At 58.6% G+C, this 15,415-nt stretch carries 12 protein-coding genes and 3 tRNA genes; 11 read left to right on the top strand and 4 right to left on the bottom strand.

Features of this window, described 5'->3' with window-relative positions; genetic code table 11:
- Positions 1 to 98: 98 nt before the first annotated feature.
- Positions 99 to 716 (top strand): bifunctional phosphoserine phosphatase/homoserine phosphotransferase ThrH, encoded by a 618-nt coding sequence (gene thrH, locus FHK95_RS07835; protein WP_150304035.1) that lies wholly within the window; start codon positions 99 to 101, stop codon positions 714 to 716.
- Between the two features lie 44 nt (positions 717 to 760).
- Here the strand turns inward: thrH and pabB are convergent, their stop codons facing one another.
- The 3 genes from pabB to rloB are packed head-to-tail and all read right to left on the bottom strand — an operon-like array spanning position 761 to position 4,662.
- Positions 761 to 2,092 (bottom strand): aminodeoxychorismate synthase component I, encoded by a 1,332-nt coding sequence (gene pabB / locus FHK95_RS07830; RefSeq protein ID WP_408003597.1) that lies wholly within the window; start codon positions 2,090 to 2,092, stop codon positions 761 to 763.
- Between the two features lie 13 nt (positions 2,093 to 2,105).
- A complete protein-coding gene (locus FHK95_RS07825) occupies positions 2,106 to 3,122 on the bottom strand; it encodes an alpha-L-glutamate ligase-like protein (protein WP_150304034.1) in 1,017 nt (338 codons plus the stop codon).
- Positions 3,123 to 3,132: 10 nt separating this feature from the next.
- On the bottom strand, positions 3,133 to 4,662 hold the full coding sequence (gene rloB, locus FHK95_RS07820; RefSeq protein ID WP_150304033.1) for an osmotic stress tolerance membrane protein RloB: 1,530 nt from the start codon (positions 4,660 to 4,662) through the stop codon (positions 3,133 to 3,135).
- A 267-nt stretch (positions 4,663 to 4,929) separates the two neighbouring features.
- Here rloB and FHK95_RS07815 point away from each other — a divergent pair, with 267 nt between their 5' ends.
- The 6 genes from FHK95_RS07815 to prpD all read left to right on the top strand — a co-directional run bounded on the left by FHK95_RS07815 (position 4,930) and on the right by prpD (position 13,188).
- Positions 4,930 to 5,613 (top strand): GntR family transcriptional regulator, encoded by a 684-nt coding sequence (locus tag FHK95_RS07815; protein WP_408003596.1) that lies wholly within the window; start codon positions 4,930 to 4,932, stop codon positions 5,611 to 5,613.
- Complete coding sequence (gene prpB, locus FHK95_RS07810; protein WP_150304031.1) at positions 5,606 to 6,490, top strand: methylisocitrate lyase; 885 nt, start codon at positions 5,606 to 5,608, stop codon at positions 6,488 to 6,490. The genes FHK95_RS07815 and prpB overlap by 8 nt, the downstream gene beginning before the upstream one ends.
- 81 nt (positions 6,491 to 6,571) lie before the next feature.
- Complete coding sequence (prpC, locus tag FHK95_RS07805) at positions 6,572 to 7,735, top strand: bifunctional 2-methylcitrate synthase/citrate synthase (RefSeq protein ID WP_150304030.1); 1,164 nt, start codon at positions 6,572 to 6,574, stop codon at positions 7,733 to 7,735.
- Positions 7,736 to 10,348, top strand: coding sequence for a Fe/S-dependent 2-methylisocitrate dehydratase AcnD (gene acnD / locus FHK95_RS07800; protein ID WP_150304029.1), 2,613 nt, complete (start codon positions 7,736 to 7,738; stop codon positions 10,346 to 10,348).
- A gap of 85 nt (positions 10,349 to 10,433) precedes the next feature.
- Positions 10,434 to 11,618, top strand: coding sequence for a 2-methylaconitate cis-trans isomerase PrpF (gene prpF, locus FHK95_RS07795; RefSeq protein WP_150304028.1), 1,185 nt, complete (start codon positions 10,434 to 10,436; stop codon positions 11,616 to 11,618).
- 82 nt (positions 11,619 to 11,700) lie between these two features.
- Complete coding sequence (prpD, locus tag FHK95_RS07790) at positions 11,701 to 13,188, top strand: 2-methylcitrate dehydratase (RefSeq protein ID WP_150304119.1); 1,488 nt, start codon at positions 11,701 to 11,703, stop codon at positions 13,186 to 13,188.
- A gap of 51 nt (positions 13,189 to 13,239) precedes the next feature.
- Here prpD and folD read toward each other — a convergent pair whose 3' ends face one another.
- Complete coding sequence (folD, locus tag FHK95_RS07785) at positions 13,240 to 14,094, bottom strand: bifunctional methylenetetrahydrofolate dehydrogenase/methenyltetrahydrofolate cyclohydrolase FolD (protein ID WP_150304027.1); 855 nt, start codon at positions 14,092 to 14,094, stop codon at positions 13,240 to 13,242.
- Positions 14,095 to 14,369: 275 nt separating this feature from the next.
- Here folD and FHK95_RS07780 point away from each other — a divergent pair.
- From FHK95_RS07780 to FHK95_RS07765, 4 genes are all read left to right on the top strand, one after another.
- Positions 14,370 to 14,446: transfer RNA gene (locus tag FHK95_RS07780), tRNA-Arg, on the top strand.
- Positions 14,447 to 14,500: 54 nt separating this feature from the next.
- Positions 14,501 to 14,576, top strand: a tRNA-His gene (locus tag FHK95_RS07775).
- Positions 14,577 to 14,629: 53 nt separating this feature from the next.
- A tRNA-Leu gene (locus FHK95_RS07770) sits at positions 14,630 to 14,714 on the top strand.
- A gap of 223 nt (positions 14,715 to 14,937) precedes the next feature.
- Entirely contained in the window at positions 14,938 to 15,414 is a 477-nt protein-coding gene (locus FHK95_RS07765) for a prepilin-type N-terminal cleavage/methylation domain-containing protein (RefSeq protein WP_150304026.1), read from the top strand.
- Position 15,415: the final 1 nt, after the last annotated feature.

Here is a 15,415-nt window from a genome sequence, read left to right as displayed (position 1 = left end):
TTATAAGGGGGAAGGGTTTCCTTCCCCAGCATTGCGCCGTTGTCAGGTTGACGGTAGATTGTGGCGCCAATCCAAATACCCAATCCTAGGAGTGCTGTGTGGAAATCGCTTGCCTTGATCTCGAGGGTGTTCTCGTTCCGGAAATCTGGATCGCCTTTGCTGAAAAAACCGGTATCGCCGAACTCAGGGCGACCACACGAGACATCCCCGATTACGATGTGCTGATGAAACAGCGCCTGCGTATTCTGGAAGAAAACGGCTTGAAGCTGTCGGATATCCAGGAAGTGATCGCCACATTGCAGCCACTCGAAGGCGCCGCGGAATTTGTCAACTGGCTGCGTGAGCGCTTCCAGGTGGTGATCCTCTCGGATACCTTCTATGAGTTTTCCCAGCCGCTGATGCGCCAGTTGGGTTTCCCCACGCTGCTGTGTCACAAGCTGATCACCGATGGGGCAGGTCGGGTAGTGGATTATCAGCTACGCCAGAAAGATCCCAAGCGTCAGTCGGTCATCGCGCTGAAAAGTCTCTATTATCGGATCATTGCTGCGGGTGATTCCTACAATGACACCACCATGCTGGCAGAGGCCCATGCGGGCATCCTGTTCCACGCCCCGGATAATGTCATAGCCGAGTTCCCGCAGTTCCCTGCGGTGCAGACCTTTGAAGACCTGAAGAAGGAATTCATCAAGGCCTCGGATCGTTCGCTGAGTCTTTAATTCCCCGGAGTCAGGAAGAGCTGGCGTAGCGCAGGTTTAAGCTGCTACGCCAGCGCTTCCATCAATACCCGCACCTTGGTCAGGGTCTCCTGATACTCTGCCTCAGCCTCGGAATCGGCCACGATTCCGCCGCCGCCCCATAGGTATAACCTGTCCGCCTGATGGACCAGGCTGCGAATGCTGATGTTGAGATCCATCTGGCCCTCGCAGCCGATGTAGCCGATGCTGCCGCAGTAGAGGCTGCGCCGAACCGGTTCCAGTTCTTCGATAATCTGCATGGCGCGTATCTTGGGGGCGCCGGTGATGGAGCCGCCGGGAAAGGCGCCGGCTAACAGCTCGAGTGCGTCGTTTTCAGGTGCGAGCAGGCCAGTAACGCTGCTGACCAGGTGATGTACGTTAGGGTAGGTCTCCAAGCCAAATAACTCGGGCACCTTGACGCTGCCGACCGCGCAGCTGCGGCCAAGGTCGTTGCGCAGCAGATCCACAATCATCAGGTTTTCTGCCTGATCCTTGGGCGACATCAGCAGCTCTTCGGCCAGGGCACGGTCCTGTTCCGGGGTCGTACCGCGTTTGCGCGTTCCCTTGATGGGTCTGGTCTCGACCCGGCCATCCCGACAGCTGAGGAAGCGCTCGGGGGAATGGCAGAGGATGCTGAATTCCGGACTCTCAAGGTAGGCGGAAAACGGGGTGGGGCAGGCCTGACGCAAACGCTGATAGGCCGCCAGCGGGTCGCCCTTACAGCTTGCAGAGAAGCGCTGCGCCAGGTTTACCTGATAACAGTCGCCGGCATGAATGTAATCCTGGATGCGTTCGAAAGAGTGCTGGTAGGCCTGCCTGCTCTGTTCTGCGTGGAAGGTTGTCACCAGGTGAAAGTCGGCTGTTTCAGCAAGGCCGGGAGCCGACAATCGATCGATGAGTGCGCCGCGGAGATCGGCATCGATGCCGGGATGACACACCAGCCAGCTGCGCTGTTGCTGGTGATCGCTGACCAGGCTCCAGCCATATACTCCCAGTTGCAGTGCCGGGAGCTGGATGTCCGCTTGCGCGTGGCAGGGCAGCCGCTCCAGCAAACGAGCGAAATCGTAGCTGATGAATCCCAATGCCCCGGCGCCAAAAGGCAGCTCGTGGCCTTCAGGCCAGCGGGCAGGACCCAATACTTGTAGCGCGCGGCGAAGACGGTCCAGAATCGCTCGTCCCGACTCGTGCCGGGCGGGGCGAATGATGCTGATCGGGCCAGCGGACATGATGCTGTAACGCCCGAGCTGTGCCCCGGCTGCCGCTGAATCCAGCAGTACCGGGTGCCCGAGCGAACGGATGGCGGCGAACCGTGGCAAGGGGTCCGCCGAATAGGCTAATTCAGTCAATGCGTAACGCATCAGGCTGATCCGTTCAGGGTGCCGTCTGCTTGTGCATTTCCGGCTCTTCGGCGGCGACCGGGATCGGCTTGCCGAAGTGCTTCTGGGAAAACGCCATGCGCTCTTCGACGTTTTCCACCTTCCCCTCTTTAGCCAGCTCAGCGATGTGGCGCTCCACCATGTGACAGCGATGGGTGAGTCCTGCGTCGTTGGCAATCTGAATATTCAGACCGGGACGCGCATTGAGCTCCAGAATCAAGGGGCCCTGTTCCTGATCGAGTACCAGATCCACGCCGATGTATCCCAGGCCGGCCAGCTCGAAGCAGGAGGTAGCCAACCGCATGAAACCGTCCCAGTCAGGCAACTGGACGCCGTCCACCGGGTTGGTGGTGTCCGGATGCTTGCTGATCTTGTTGTTCAGCCAGGTACCCTTGAGGGTGATGCCGGTAGTCAGGTCGACACCTACCCCGATCGCGCCCTGGTGCAGGTTGGCCTTGCCGCCGGACTGGCGGGTCGGCAGACGCAACATCGCCATCACCGGATAGCCCATCAACACGATGATGCGGATGTCCGGCACGCCTTCATAACTGATGCTCTTGAAGATCGGATCTGGTTTGACGCGGTATTCGATCAGCACTCGGTCGCGATGACCGCCCAGTGAATACAGGCCGGACAGGATGCTGGAGATGTGGTGACCAATCTCTTCCTCACTGACGATCTTGCCGCCCACGGTCTTGTAGCGACCTTCGAAGCGGTCGCCAATGACCATGATGCCGTCACCACCAGCGCCCTGCGCTGGCTTGATAACAAAGTCACGGTAGGGCGCGACGATCTTCTCGAAACGATCAATATCCTTCTCGGTATCGATCACGCCGTACATTTCCGGAACATGGATGCCGGCGGCAATAGCACGTTCCTTGGTAATGATCTTGTCGTCCACAACCGGATACAGGTGCCGTTTGTTGTACTTCAGCACATAGTCCGCGTTGCGTCGGTTGATGCCCATGACGCCAGCCGCCTTGAGCGCTTTCCAGGTTTTCCAGAAGAACATACGTTTCTCCTCAGCCCTGTTTGGTCAGCGCTTTGAAACGCATCAACTCGGTTAACCGGTAGCCGCGATAACGGCCCATCGCGAGCATGAAGCCAACCAGTACCAGCAGAATCGCCGGGAAGGTGAAGACGAAGTAGGCCAGTGCCGGCACGGTCATCAGCAGGTGCGCGAGCGTCGCAGCGATAATGGTACCCAGCGCCACCTTGAACGAATGTCCGCCGCCGCGTTCTTCCCAGTTGATCGACAGGCGTTCGATGGTCATGGTCAGAATTACCATCGGGAACAGCGATACAGATAGCGCACGCTCAATGCCCAGCTTGTGGCTGAACAAGCTGATACCCGCGATCAGCAGCACCACGAAGGTCAGCACGATGGATAGCCGCGGCAGCATCTGCAATTTCAGATGCTCGAGATAGGACCGCAGTGACAGACCCAGCGCGGTGATCAGTGTGAACAATGCAATGCCCCAGCCGACCTGGGTTTCACGGAACGCCAGCGAGATCAGAACCGGGGTAAAGGTGCCCAGTGTCTGGATGCCGATCAGGTTGCGCAGAATCAGAATGACCAGTACGCCGATCGGAATCATGATCATCACGCGGTAGACCTGCTGTGCATGCAGCGGCAAACCGTAGAGCGAATATTCCAGCAGCGCCGAGGTGCCGTTATCCGAGGTCATCTGAGCGAGGCGCAGCGCATTCATTTCGCTATTGTTGATGGTCACGCTGACGCGACCCTGACGGCCGCCTTCCAGGTTGAACATCGGCGCCTGGCCGGTCCACCAGACCATACGGTTGTCGGGGATGCCCTGTTGTCCGGTTTCTGGATGGAAATACAGCCAGCGCTCGCCATTGTGACTGCGTAGCCATACTTCCGGCTCCTGGTTCGGTGTGCTTTCCAGGCGGATGGTACGTACCAGTTCAAGGGGAATGCGCGCATTGGACAAGAGGATGTCGATCACCCGGGCCTTATCCAGCACGGTATCGCCGCTGCCCAGCAGCAACCGGACGTTGTCATCGGTCGTGTCATTCACGCGGCGGATGGCTTCGGCGATGAAGGTTTCGATATCGGCAGAATGCTGGCGGATGGGATCAACCAGGGCGTCAGCGGCCACTTGCTCCGGACCTTCCAGCACGATAGGTACGCGCGGAGCCGGTGGCGGCGATTCGACCTCGTCGGGGCTGTAGCGCTTGGTCAGCACCAGACGGTAATACAGGGTTTGCGGACCGTTTGCCCGACGCGCCGACCAGGTCACGCGACGGTTGCCATCTGCCTGACTAACGCTGACACCATAGTTATTGGAGATGAAACTCTCGTTAAGGCTGGTGTAATCCTGATTGAGGGGCGGGATGAACATCTGCGCCTTTACGGGTACCCCTTGCACTGCCTGGAATTCGAGCCGGGCGTCCAAACTCCATATGTCGTCTGTCTCGTCTTCGGTCACCGGGATCTCCAGAAAGTAGATCTGGTAACCGGTAATCGCCAATCCAAGACTGACGAGTATGGCAATGAGAATTTTTAGATGAAGATTAATCGAATGCATGGGTGTTCCCGGTAAGTTTAGAACAGTGCAGCTCACTCACTACAGGCAGGACGGGCGGCGGCAAACAGGCCCGCATCTTAGCACGCCTTCACACGCTTCCTAGTGGGGAGACTGAACAGCTGTATGAGACAACATTTAATCGTTAAACTGCGGATTGTTGACAATCTATTTGTGCGACTGCACTATTGCGGCACAAAGCGCCTAAAAAGCCAGAAAAAACTGATGGGTTGTCGACAATTGACCGAATCATTAAGTATCACACCTGCCATGACCCTCTCTGACGGTGCGTTCCAGCGCATCCAGACAGCTATTGTTAAAGGTGAAATCCCGCCCGGTACTCGCATCAGCGAACAATATCTCTCCAATACCTTTGGCATCAGCCGGGGCCCCCTGCGCGAAGCTATCCGTCGGCTGGAAGGGCGTCGCCTGGTGGTGCGCGTGCCGCATGCCGGGGTCCGTGTCGTCGCGCTGGAATATGCCGAGCTGATCGAGCTGTACCACGTGCGTGAAGCACTGGAGGGGATGGCCTGCCGGCTCGCCGCACAGAACATGACCGAGCAGGAGATAGCAGGGTTGCGTGAAGTGCTGGCTACCCATGAAAAGCACAGTGGACTCAAGGCCAATGAATCCTACTATCAACAGGAAGGCGATCTGGATATCCATTACGTGATCATTCAGGGCAGCAAGAACAAAACACTCAGCGACATGCTATGCGGCGACCTTTATCACCTGGTGCGCATGTATCGCTACAAGTTCTCGTCAACACCGAAACGTCCGCAACAGGCGTTTGCCGAACACCACCGAATCATTGAAGCCATCGCCGATCGTGATGGCGAACTCGCGGAAATGCTGATGCGTCGCCATATCAGCGCCTCACGCCGCAACATCGAGCGTCGCATGCAAGAGCAAACGATGCTTTCACTTCCTCAGGAGGGACAGTCTGATGTCTAAAACACCCGGTCAGAAATTCCGCGACGCGGTAGCCGAAGAACACCCTTTGCAGGTGGTCGGCGCCATCAATGCCAACCATGCACTGCTAGCCAAACGTGCCGGCTTCAAGGCTATCTACCTGTCGGGTGGTGGTGTTGCCGCCGGCTCGCTGGGTTTGCCGGATCTGGGCATTACAGGTCTCGATGACGTGCTGACGGACGTGCGCCGCATCACTGATGTCTGCGACCTGCCGCTTCTGGTCGACGTGGATACCGGTTTCGGCTCCAGCGCTTTCAATGTCGCCCGTACCGTGAAGTCGATGATCAAGTTCGGCGCCGCGGCGATTCATATCGAAGACCAGGTCGGCGCCAAGCGCTGCGGTCACCGCCCGAATAAGGAAATCGTGACCCAGCAGGAGATGGTTGATCGGATCAAGGCGGCTGTCGATGCGCGGACCGATGACAGTTTCGTGATCATGGCGCGTACCGACGCCTTAGCCGTTGAAGGCCTGGAGTCTGCGCTAGATCGTGCGGCGGCCTGTGTTGAAGCGGGCGCCGACATGATTTTCCCGGAGGCGATTACCGAGCTGGATATGTACAAGCTGTTCGCGTCCAAGGTCAATGCACCGATTCTGGCTAATATAACCGAGTTCGGTTCGACACCTTTATATACCACCGAAGAACTGGCTTCGGCCGATGTCTCCCTGGTGCTGTATCCGCTGTCGGCCTTCCGCGCCATGAACAAGGCTGCCGAAAACGTCTACACCACGCTGCGCCGTGAAGGCACGCAGAAGAATGTCATCGATACCATGCAGACTCGCATGGAGCTGTACGATCGCATCAACTATCACGAGTTCGAGCAGCATCTCGACGCGCTGTTCGCTGCCGGCAAGAAGTAAATCAGATTGAGCTGCCCCGCCTGCGGGGCAGATACACAAAGACAAGAATACCCCATAGGGTCAGACGAGGAGATCTCCGCGATGAGCGATACCCCTGAAACCACCAAGCCGACTTTCAAGCCGAAAAAATCCGTTGCACTGAGCGGCACCACCGCCGGTAACACGGCGCTCTGTACCGTTGGCCGCAGCGGCAACGATCTGCACTACCGTGGCTATGACATCCTGGATGTCGCGACCACCTGCGAGTTCGAGGAAATTGCTCACCTGCTGGTACATGGCAAGCTGCCTAACGCCGCCGAACTGGCTGGATACAAGGCCAAGCTGAAGGCTCTGCGCGGTCTGCCCGCAGCAGTGAAGACTGCTCTTGAGCAGCTACCGCCGTCGGCCCATCCAATGGACGTGATGCGCACCGGCGTTTCCATTCTCGGTTGCATGGCTCCGGAAAAGGATGATCACAACCATCCGGGCGCGCGTGACATTGCCGACAAGCTGATGGCTTCGCAGGGTTCGATGTTGTTGTACTGGTATCACTTCAGCCACAACGGCAAGCGTATCGACGTGGAAACCGATGATGACTCCATCGGTGGTCACTTCCTGCATCTGCTGCATGGCGAGAAGCCTCGCGAGTCGTGGGTGCGCGCCATGCACACCTCGCTGATTCTCTATGCAGAGCATGAATTCAACGCCTCGACCTTCACGGGTCGGGTCATCGCCGGTACGGGTTCGGACATGTTCTCCTGCATTGCTGGCGCCATCGGTGCGCTGCGTGGACCCAAGCATGGCGGTGCCAACGAAGTCGCCTTTGAAATCCAGAAGCGCTACGACACGCCGGATGAGGCTGAGGCCGACATCCGCGCCCGGGTCGAGAAGAAGGAAGTGGTCATCGGCTTCGGTCACCCGGTGTATACCGTGTCCGATCCGCGCAACGACGTGATCAAGGAAGTCGCCCGGGATCTGTCGACAGAGCAGGGCAATACCAAGATGTTCGATATTGCCGAGCGCCTGGAAAGCGTCATGTGGGAAATCAAGAAGATGTTCCCCAACCTCGACTGGTTCAGCGCCGTCAGCTATCACATGATGGGCGTGCCCACCGCGATGTTCACGCCACTGTTCGTGATCGCACGCACCTCGGGCTGGTCCAGCCACGTCATTGAACAACGTATCGACGGGAAAATTATTCGCCCCAGCGCCAACTATGTTGGCCCGGAGGATCTGAAATTTGTCCCGTTGAAGGATCGCACCTGAATGAATACCCAATACCGCAAGCCCTTGCCGGGCACTGATCTGGACTACTACGACACCCGCGCGGCCGTCGAAGACATCCAGCCAGGCGCCTACGATAAATTGCCTTACACTTCGCGCGTGCTGGCCGAACAGCTGGTGCGTCGCTGCGAGCCTTCCTTGCTTACCGATGCGCTCAAGCAGCTGATTGAGCGCCGCCGCGACCTGGACTTTCCCTGGTATCCGGCGCGTGTGGTCTGTCACGACATCCTCGGACAGACCGCCCTGGTGGATCTGGCCGGCCTGCGTGACGCCATCGCTGACAAGGGTGGCGATCCCTCCCTGGTCAACCCGGTAGTGCCGACGCAGCTGATCGTCGATCACTCGCTGGCAGTGGAACATGCTGGCTTCGACAAGGATGCCTTCGAAAAGAACAGAAGCATCGAAGATCGCCGCAATGAAGACCGCTTCCACTTTATCGAGTGGACCAAGACCGCCTTCAAGAACGTCGATGTCATCCCCGCCGGCAACGGCATCATGCACCAGATCAATCTGGAGAAGATGTCGCCGGTAATTCAGTCCCGCGACGGCGTGGCCTTTCCGGACACCTGTGTGGGAACCGATAGCCACACACCGCACATCGATTCACTGGGTGTCATCGCCGTCGGCGTGGGCGGTCTGGAAGCCGAAACCGTCATGTTGGGGCGTCCTTCCATGATGCGCCTGCCCGATATCACCGGTGTCAGACTGACCGGCAAGCGACAGCCAGGAATCACGGCGACCGATATCGTGTTGGCGATCACTGAGTTCCTGCGCCAGGAGCGGGTGGTCGGTGACTATGTGGAGTTCTTCGGCGAAGGTGCCAACAGTCTGACCATCGGCGATCGCGCGACCATCTCGAATATGTGCCCAGAGTATGGCGCGACGGCAGCGATGTTCTATATCGACAAGCAGACCACCGATTACCTGACCCTGACCGGGCGCGAACCCGAACAGGTGGCGCTGGTTGAGCATTACGCCAAGACCACCGGTCTGTGGGCCGATGCGTTAGTGACTGCCGAATACGAGCGGGTGCTGGAATTCGATCTGTCGACTGTGGTGCGTAATCTGGCTGGCCCGTCCAACCCGCACCGCCGTCTGCCGACATCGGCGCTGCACGAGCGCGGCATCGCAATGGATATGGACAAGGCCCGCGCCGAGGAGGCCGAAGGCCATATGCCGGATGGCGCGGTGATAATTGCCGCCATTACCAGCTGTACCAATACCTCGAACCCGCGCAACGTGGTCGCCGCCGGCCTGCTGTGCAAGAAGGCCAACGAGATGGGCCTGGTGCGCAAGCCCTGGGTGAAGACTTCCTTTGCCCCGGGCTCCAAGGTGGCCAGGTTGTATCTGGAAGAGTCCGGCCTGCTGACCGAGATGGAAAAGCTCGGTTTCGGTATCGTCGGCTATGCCTGCACCACCTGCAACGGCATGTCCGGTGCGCTTGATCCGAAGATTCAGCAGGAAATTATCGACCGCGATCTCTACGCCACGGCGGTGTTGTCGGGCAACCGCAACTTCGACGGGCGCATCCATCCCTATGCCAAGCAGGCGTTCCTGGCTTCACCGCCGTTGGTGGTGGCCTATGCCATTGCCGGGACCGTGCGCTTCGACATCGAGCGCGATGTATTGGGTGAGGATCAGAACGGCAACCCCGTCACGCTCAAGGATTTGTGGCCCAGTGATGAGGAGATCGATGCACTGGTCGCGAGCAGCGTGAAGCCGGAACAGTTCAAGCAGGTCTATATTCCGATGTTCGATCTGGGCACCATCACCGAGTCCGAAAGCCCGCTGTATGACTGGCGCCCGAACTCGACCTACATTCGCCGTCCGCCGTATTGGGAAGGTGCGCTGGCGGGCGAGCGTTCGCTCAAGGGCATGCGCCCGCTGGCGATCCTGCCGGACAACATCACCACTGATCACCTGTCGCCGTCCAACGCGATCATGCTGGACAGCGCTGCCGGTGAGTACCTGCATAAGATGGGCCTGCCGGAGGAGGATTTCAATTCCTACGCAACCCACCGTGGCGATCACCTGACCGCGCAGCGTGCCACCTTTGCCAACCCCAAACTCTATAACGAGATGGTATTGGACGATCAGGACAACGTGAGGCAGGGTTCGTTCGCGCGGGTCGAGCCGGAAGGCAAGGTCATGCGCATGTGGGAAGCGATTGAAACCTACATGGAACGCAAGCAGCCGCTGATCATTGTCGCGGGTGCCGACTACGGCCAGGGCAGCTCACGTGACTGGGCAGCCAAGGGCGTACGACTGGCCGGAGTCGAGGCGATTGCCGCAGAAGGTTTCGAGCGTATCCACCGTACCAACCTGATCGGTATGGGTGTGCTGCCGCTGGAGTTCAAGCCTGGCACCACACGCAAGACACTGGAGCTGGATGGCACCGAAACCTACGACGTGCTGGGTGAATGGACGCCACGCGCCGACATGACGCTGGTGGTCAATCGCCGCAACGGTGAGCGCATCGAAGTGCCGGTCACCTGCCGCCTGGACAGCAACGAAGAGGTGCTGATCTACGAGGCCGGCGGCGTGCTGCAGCGTTTCGCCGAGGACTTCCTGGCCGAGACCGTAGGCGCCGTGTAGTCGACGCGGTTCAAGGCGTTCTCCTCCCTGCTGAGGGAGGAGAGCGCTGGCTCGACACCCTTCCAATGTCCGGAGTCTGGATACAATGACCCACGTTCCCCAAATCAGAATTCCCGCCACCTATATGCGTGGCGGTACCAGTAAAGGCGTATTTTTCCGCCTGCAGGATTTGCCTGAGGCTGCTCAACAAGCTGGTCCTGCCCGGGACAAGCTGTTGCTGCGCGTTATTGGTAGTCCTGATCCCTATGGCAAGCAAATTGACGGTATGGGCGGCGCGACGTCCAGTACCAGCAAAACCGTGATTCTGGCTAAAAGCACTCAGCCTGAACACGATGTGGATTACCTGTTTGGTCAGGTATCCATCGATAAAGCCTTCGTTGACTGGAGTGGCAACTGCGGCAACCTGTCTGCGGCAGTGGGCGCCTTTGCCATAGCCGGCGGGCTGGTAGATGCCAGCCGTATCCCGCAGGACGGTACGGCGGTGGTGCGGATCTGGCAGGCCAATATTCGCAAGACCATTATTGCGCATGTGCCGATCACCAACGGCGAGGTCCAGGAAACGGGTGACTTCGAGCTGGATGGCGTGACTTTTCCGGCGGCGGAGGTGCAGGTCGAGTTCATGGATCCGGCGGACGGTGAAGGTGAAGGTGCCATGTTTCCCACTGGCAATCTGGTTGATGACCTCGACGTACCCGGTCTGGGCACATTCAAGGCAACCATGATCAACTCCGGTATCCCGACGATCTTCATCAATGCTGAAGACATCGGCTACAGCGGCACCGAGTTGCAGGAAGCGATCAATGAGGACCCGACGGCACTCGCGAAGTTCGAAGCCATCCGCGCCTTCGGTGCGGTCCGCATGGGGCTGATCAAGGACGTCGATGAGGCGGCGAGTCGCCAGCACACGCCCAAGGTGGCCTTCGTTGCCAGGCCTGCCGATTACGTGTCATCCAGTGGCAAGCAGGTGTCGGCCAGCGAGATTGATCTGTCAGTCCGCGCCCTGTCGATGGGTAAGCTGCATCACGCAATGATGGGCACTGCAGCGGTGGCAATCGGTACCGCTGCGGCTATCCCGGGCACGCTGGTGAACCAGGCGGCCGGTGGCGGCAATCTTACCGCTGTGCGGTTTGGTCATCCCTCGGGGACCTTGCGGGTTGGCGCCGAAGCGACCCAGGTCGGCAACGACTGGACCGTCGTCAAGGCAATCATGAGCCGCAGCGCGCGGGTCCTGATGGAAGGTTGGGTACGTATCCCCGGCGATACGTTCTGAGCGCCTGACCCGAGAAAACCTGCGCTGGGTGCCATACTGTGGTCTCCAGCACAGGTTTCAATTTTCGAGGTGCCGCGTGACTATCAAAGCCGACAATGCCGAGTTCAACGTCCGTCCGGAGTACGATCGGGTGCTGCAGGACATTGCCGGTTACGTTCTGAATTATCGGGTCGAATCTGCCGAGGCGCTGGACACCGCACGCAACTGCCTGATGGATACATTAGGCTGCGGGCTGCTCGCACTGCGGTTCCCTGAATGCACAAAACTGTTGGGGCCGCTGGTAGAAGGCACTGTCGTGCCGTTCGGCTCCCGCGTGCCGGGTACATCCTTGCGTCTTGATCCGGTCAAGGCCGCCTGGGATATTGGTGCGACCATTCGCTGGCTGGATTACAACGACACCTGGCTTGCCGCAGAGTGGGGGCATCCGTCGGATAATCTGGGCGGCATTCTGGCCGTGGCAGATCACCTTTCCCAAAAACGTGTTGCGATCGGCCAGGAGCCGTTGAGCATGCGCGATGTGCTGGATAGCATGGTGATGGCCCATGAAATTCAGGGTGTTCTGGCCCTGCAAAATTCCTTCAACCGCGTTGGCCTGGATCACGTGTTGCTGGTCAAGGTGGCATCCACTGCGGTCTGCGCGCGGCTGATGGGTGCTGGCCGGGATGAGCTGCTGTCGGCGCTGTCCCACGCCTTCGTCGATGGTCAGGCCCTGCGTACCTATCGTCATGCGCCCAACGCAGGGAGCCGTAAATCCTGGGCGGCTGGCGATGCCACCAGCCGGGCCGTGCGGCTGGCCGATATCGCTATCCGCGGTGAAATGGGGATTCCCGGCGTGCTGACCGCGCCGCAATGGGGGTTCTATGATGTGCTGTTCAGTCATACCAACAAGGATCTTGCGCTCAAGCCGGAAGGCCAGCGCGAATTCAGTCTGGCGCAGGGATTTGGCAGCTACGTGATGGAGAACATCCTGTTCAAGATCCGCTTTCCCGCTGAATTCCACGGGCAAACGGCCTGCGAGGCAGCGGTGATCCTGCATCCGCAAGTCAAGGACCGGGTCGAGGCAATAGAGCGAATTGTCATCACTACCCATGAATCAGCGATCCGGATCATTTCCAAATCCGGCCAGCTGGCCAACGCGGCCGATCGCGATCACTGCATCCAGTACATGGTGGCGGTGGCACTGCTGAAGGGTGATCTGGTTGCCGAGCACTACGAGGACCACTTCCATGCAGTTCATCCGCTGATTGACGAGCTGCGCAGCAAGATGCAGACGCTGGAAGACAAGCGTTATACGACCGACTATCTGGACCCTGACAAGCGTTCGATAGCCAACGCGATACAAGTGCACTTCAGTGATGGCAGCAGCACCGACAAGGTGGAAGTCGAATACCCGATCGGCCATCGCCGGCGTCGGGCCGAGGGTATTCCGCTGCTGGAAGAGAAGTTCAAGGCCAATCTGGCTACCCGCTTTCCGCCCCGGCGTTGTGCAGCGATCTTCGATTTATGCGCGCAGCAGGACGCACTGGAAGCCACGCCGGTGCACGCATTCATGGACCTGTTCGTTATTTGAGCCGGTAGCTGGCCGCTGAATAACGGCTGTTGTGCTCGATCCTGGTGATATTCAGTCGTGCAGGTGCTCGCAGGCATGCAAGGTGTTTTCCAGCAGACAGGCGCGCGTCATCGGGCCGACGCCACCCGGTACCGGCGTAATCCACGAAGCACGCTCGGCCGCTGGGCCAAATTCGACGTCACCACACAGACGCCCATCTTCCATCCTGTTGATACCCACATCGATGACGATCGCGCCAGGCTTGATCCATTCCCCCTTGACCAGCCCCGGCTTACCAGCCGCCACGATCACCAGATCCGAACGCCCAACATGCTCGGCCAGGTTGCGGGTAAAGCGATGCGTGACCGTGGTGGTGCAGCCCGCGAGCAATAGTTCCAGCGCCATGGGGCGGCCGACGATGTTCGATGCACCAATCACCGTGGCATCCAGACCGTAGGGATCGACCCCCGTGCTCTTGAGCAGACGGATGATACCTAGCGGGGTGCAGGGACGCAGCAGCGGCATGCGTTGCGCCAGACGACCAATGTTGTAGGGGTGAAAGCCGTCTACGTCCTTGTCCGGACGTATGCGCTCGAGCAACTGGGACGCGTCCAGATGGGCGGGCAAGGGGAGCTGGACCAGGATACCGTCTATATCAGGCGTCTCGTTCAGTGTGTCGATCAGATTGAGCAGTTCCTCCTGACCGGTACTGGCGGGCAGATCATAGGACCGTGATACGAAGCCTACTTCCTCGCAATCCTTGCGCTTGTGCGCCACATATACTTGCGAAGCGGGGTCGGTGCCTACCAGAATAACAGCGAGGCCGGGCAATCGCAGGCCTTTGGTTCTGCGTTCGTTAACCTTGACGGCGATTTCACGGCGGAGGTTGGCAGCAATCTGCTTGCCATCGATAAGCTGGGCGTTCATTGGCTTCCTGACGAAACAAAGAATAGTGAGATTGTCGCATGGCATGCCGCTGGGCAAAAGGGCGAACCATCAGGCAGGCCTAACTTACTCAAATATCTGAAAAAAGATTGCCGCGCCCGTTGACGGGAAGATAGTGGCTGAGTATTATTCGCCCCGCTTCACGAACACGGTGACGTGGTTTTGGAAGGCGATCAGGCTCCATGGTTTTACCGGCTCCGGCTTGTACAGCGCACGTTTTCAGATACCCTTTGACGGGTGTCGATAATGTGAACCAGGCGCCCGTAGCTCAGTTGGATAGAGCATCCGCCTTCTAAGCGGATGGCCGCAGGTTCGAGTCCTGCCGGGCGCACCAGCCGCATTGCACGTGAAGCAGAGCAGAAATTGTAGTTGTGACGGGTTGTATATGGTGGGCGTAGCTCAGTTGGTAGAGCACAGGATTGTGACTCCTGGTGTCGTGGGTTCGAAACCCATCGTCCACCCCATATTCTGAAAACGCCAGGCTCCCGCCTGGCGTTTTTCATGCAAGACCGGTTTAGCGGATGTGGTGGAATTGGTAGACACACCAGATTTAGGTTCTGGCGCCGCAAGGTGTGGGAGTTCGAGTCTCCCCATCCGCACCATTTTTTGTACCTCCTGATGATAATCGGTGCCCTACCGATTGGCTCAGTGCGGCGGCTTTAGATATTGGTAGCACGCGTAACAGTTCGTCCCCTCATAGTCTTCGTCCTTTCCCTTGTTTGTACTGTCTTCGCCCCTACCTCCTGTCGCTGTGCGACGTGCGCTGGTTGGCAATATGCCATCACGAGACTACACTGCTGTGAAGCACCAGACTCAGGCAATGGAATGCAGCTGCGCCCCTTTGATACTAAGCGAATCGACGGTCTTACTCTGATCGAGCTTCTGCTCGCGATAGTGATAGTCGGCCTGTTGGCTGCGATAGCGCTGCCCAGCTATCAGCGCTACGTGGAACAGGCAAAGGTAACCTCTGCTATCGCAGATATCGTCACCATCGAAGCCAGCATCGAGCGCTTCTATGCCATTAATCGCAAACTCCCTCTGAGCCTCGCTGACGTAGGTCTGGCGCAAATGCGTGATCCCTGGGAAAACCCCTATCAGTTCCTGAACTTCTCAACGCTGCCGGGGAATGGGAAGGGCGGTATGCGCAAGGACAAGAATCTGGTGCCGGTCAATACCGATTATGACCTCTATAGCATGGGCGAGAATGGCGTCACCAATCAGACCTTCACTTCCAGGTCTGGGCGAGACGACATCGTGCGGGCAAACAACGGCAGTTACGTTGGGCTGGCCTCAGAGTACTGAC

The organism is Pseudomonas saliphila (assembly GCF_008638345.1).
Lineage (GTDB): Bacteria > Pseudomonadota > Gammaproteobacteria > Pseudomonadales > Pseudomonadaceae > Halopseudomonas > Halopseudomonas saliphila.
The sequence above is the reverse complement of the archived record's forward strand: the minus strand, read 5'-3'. Positions and strand labels throughout refer to the sequence as shown.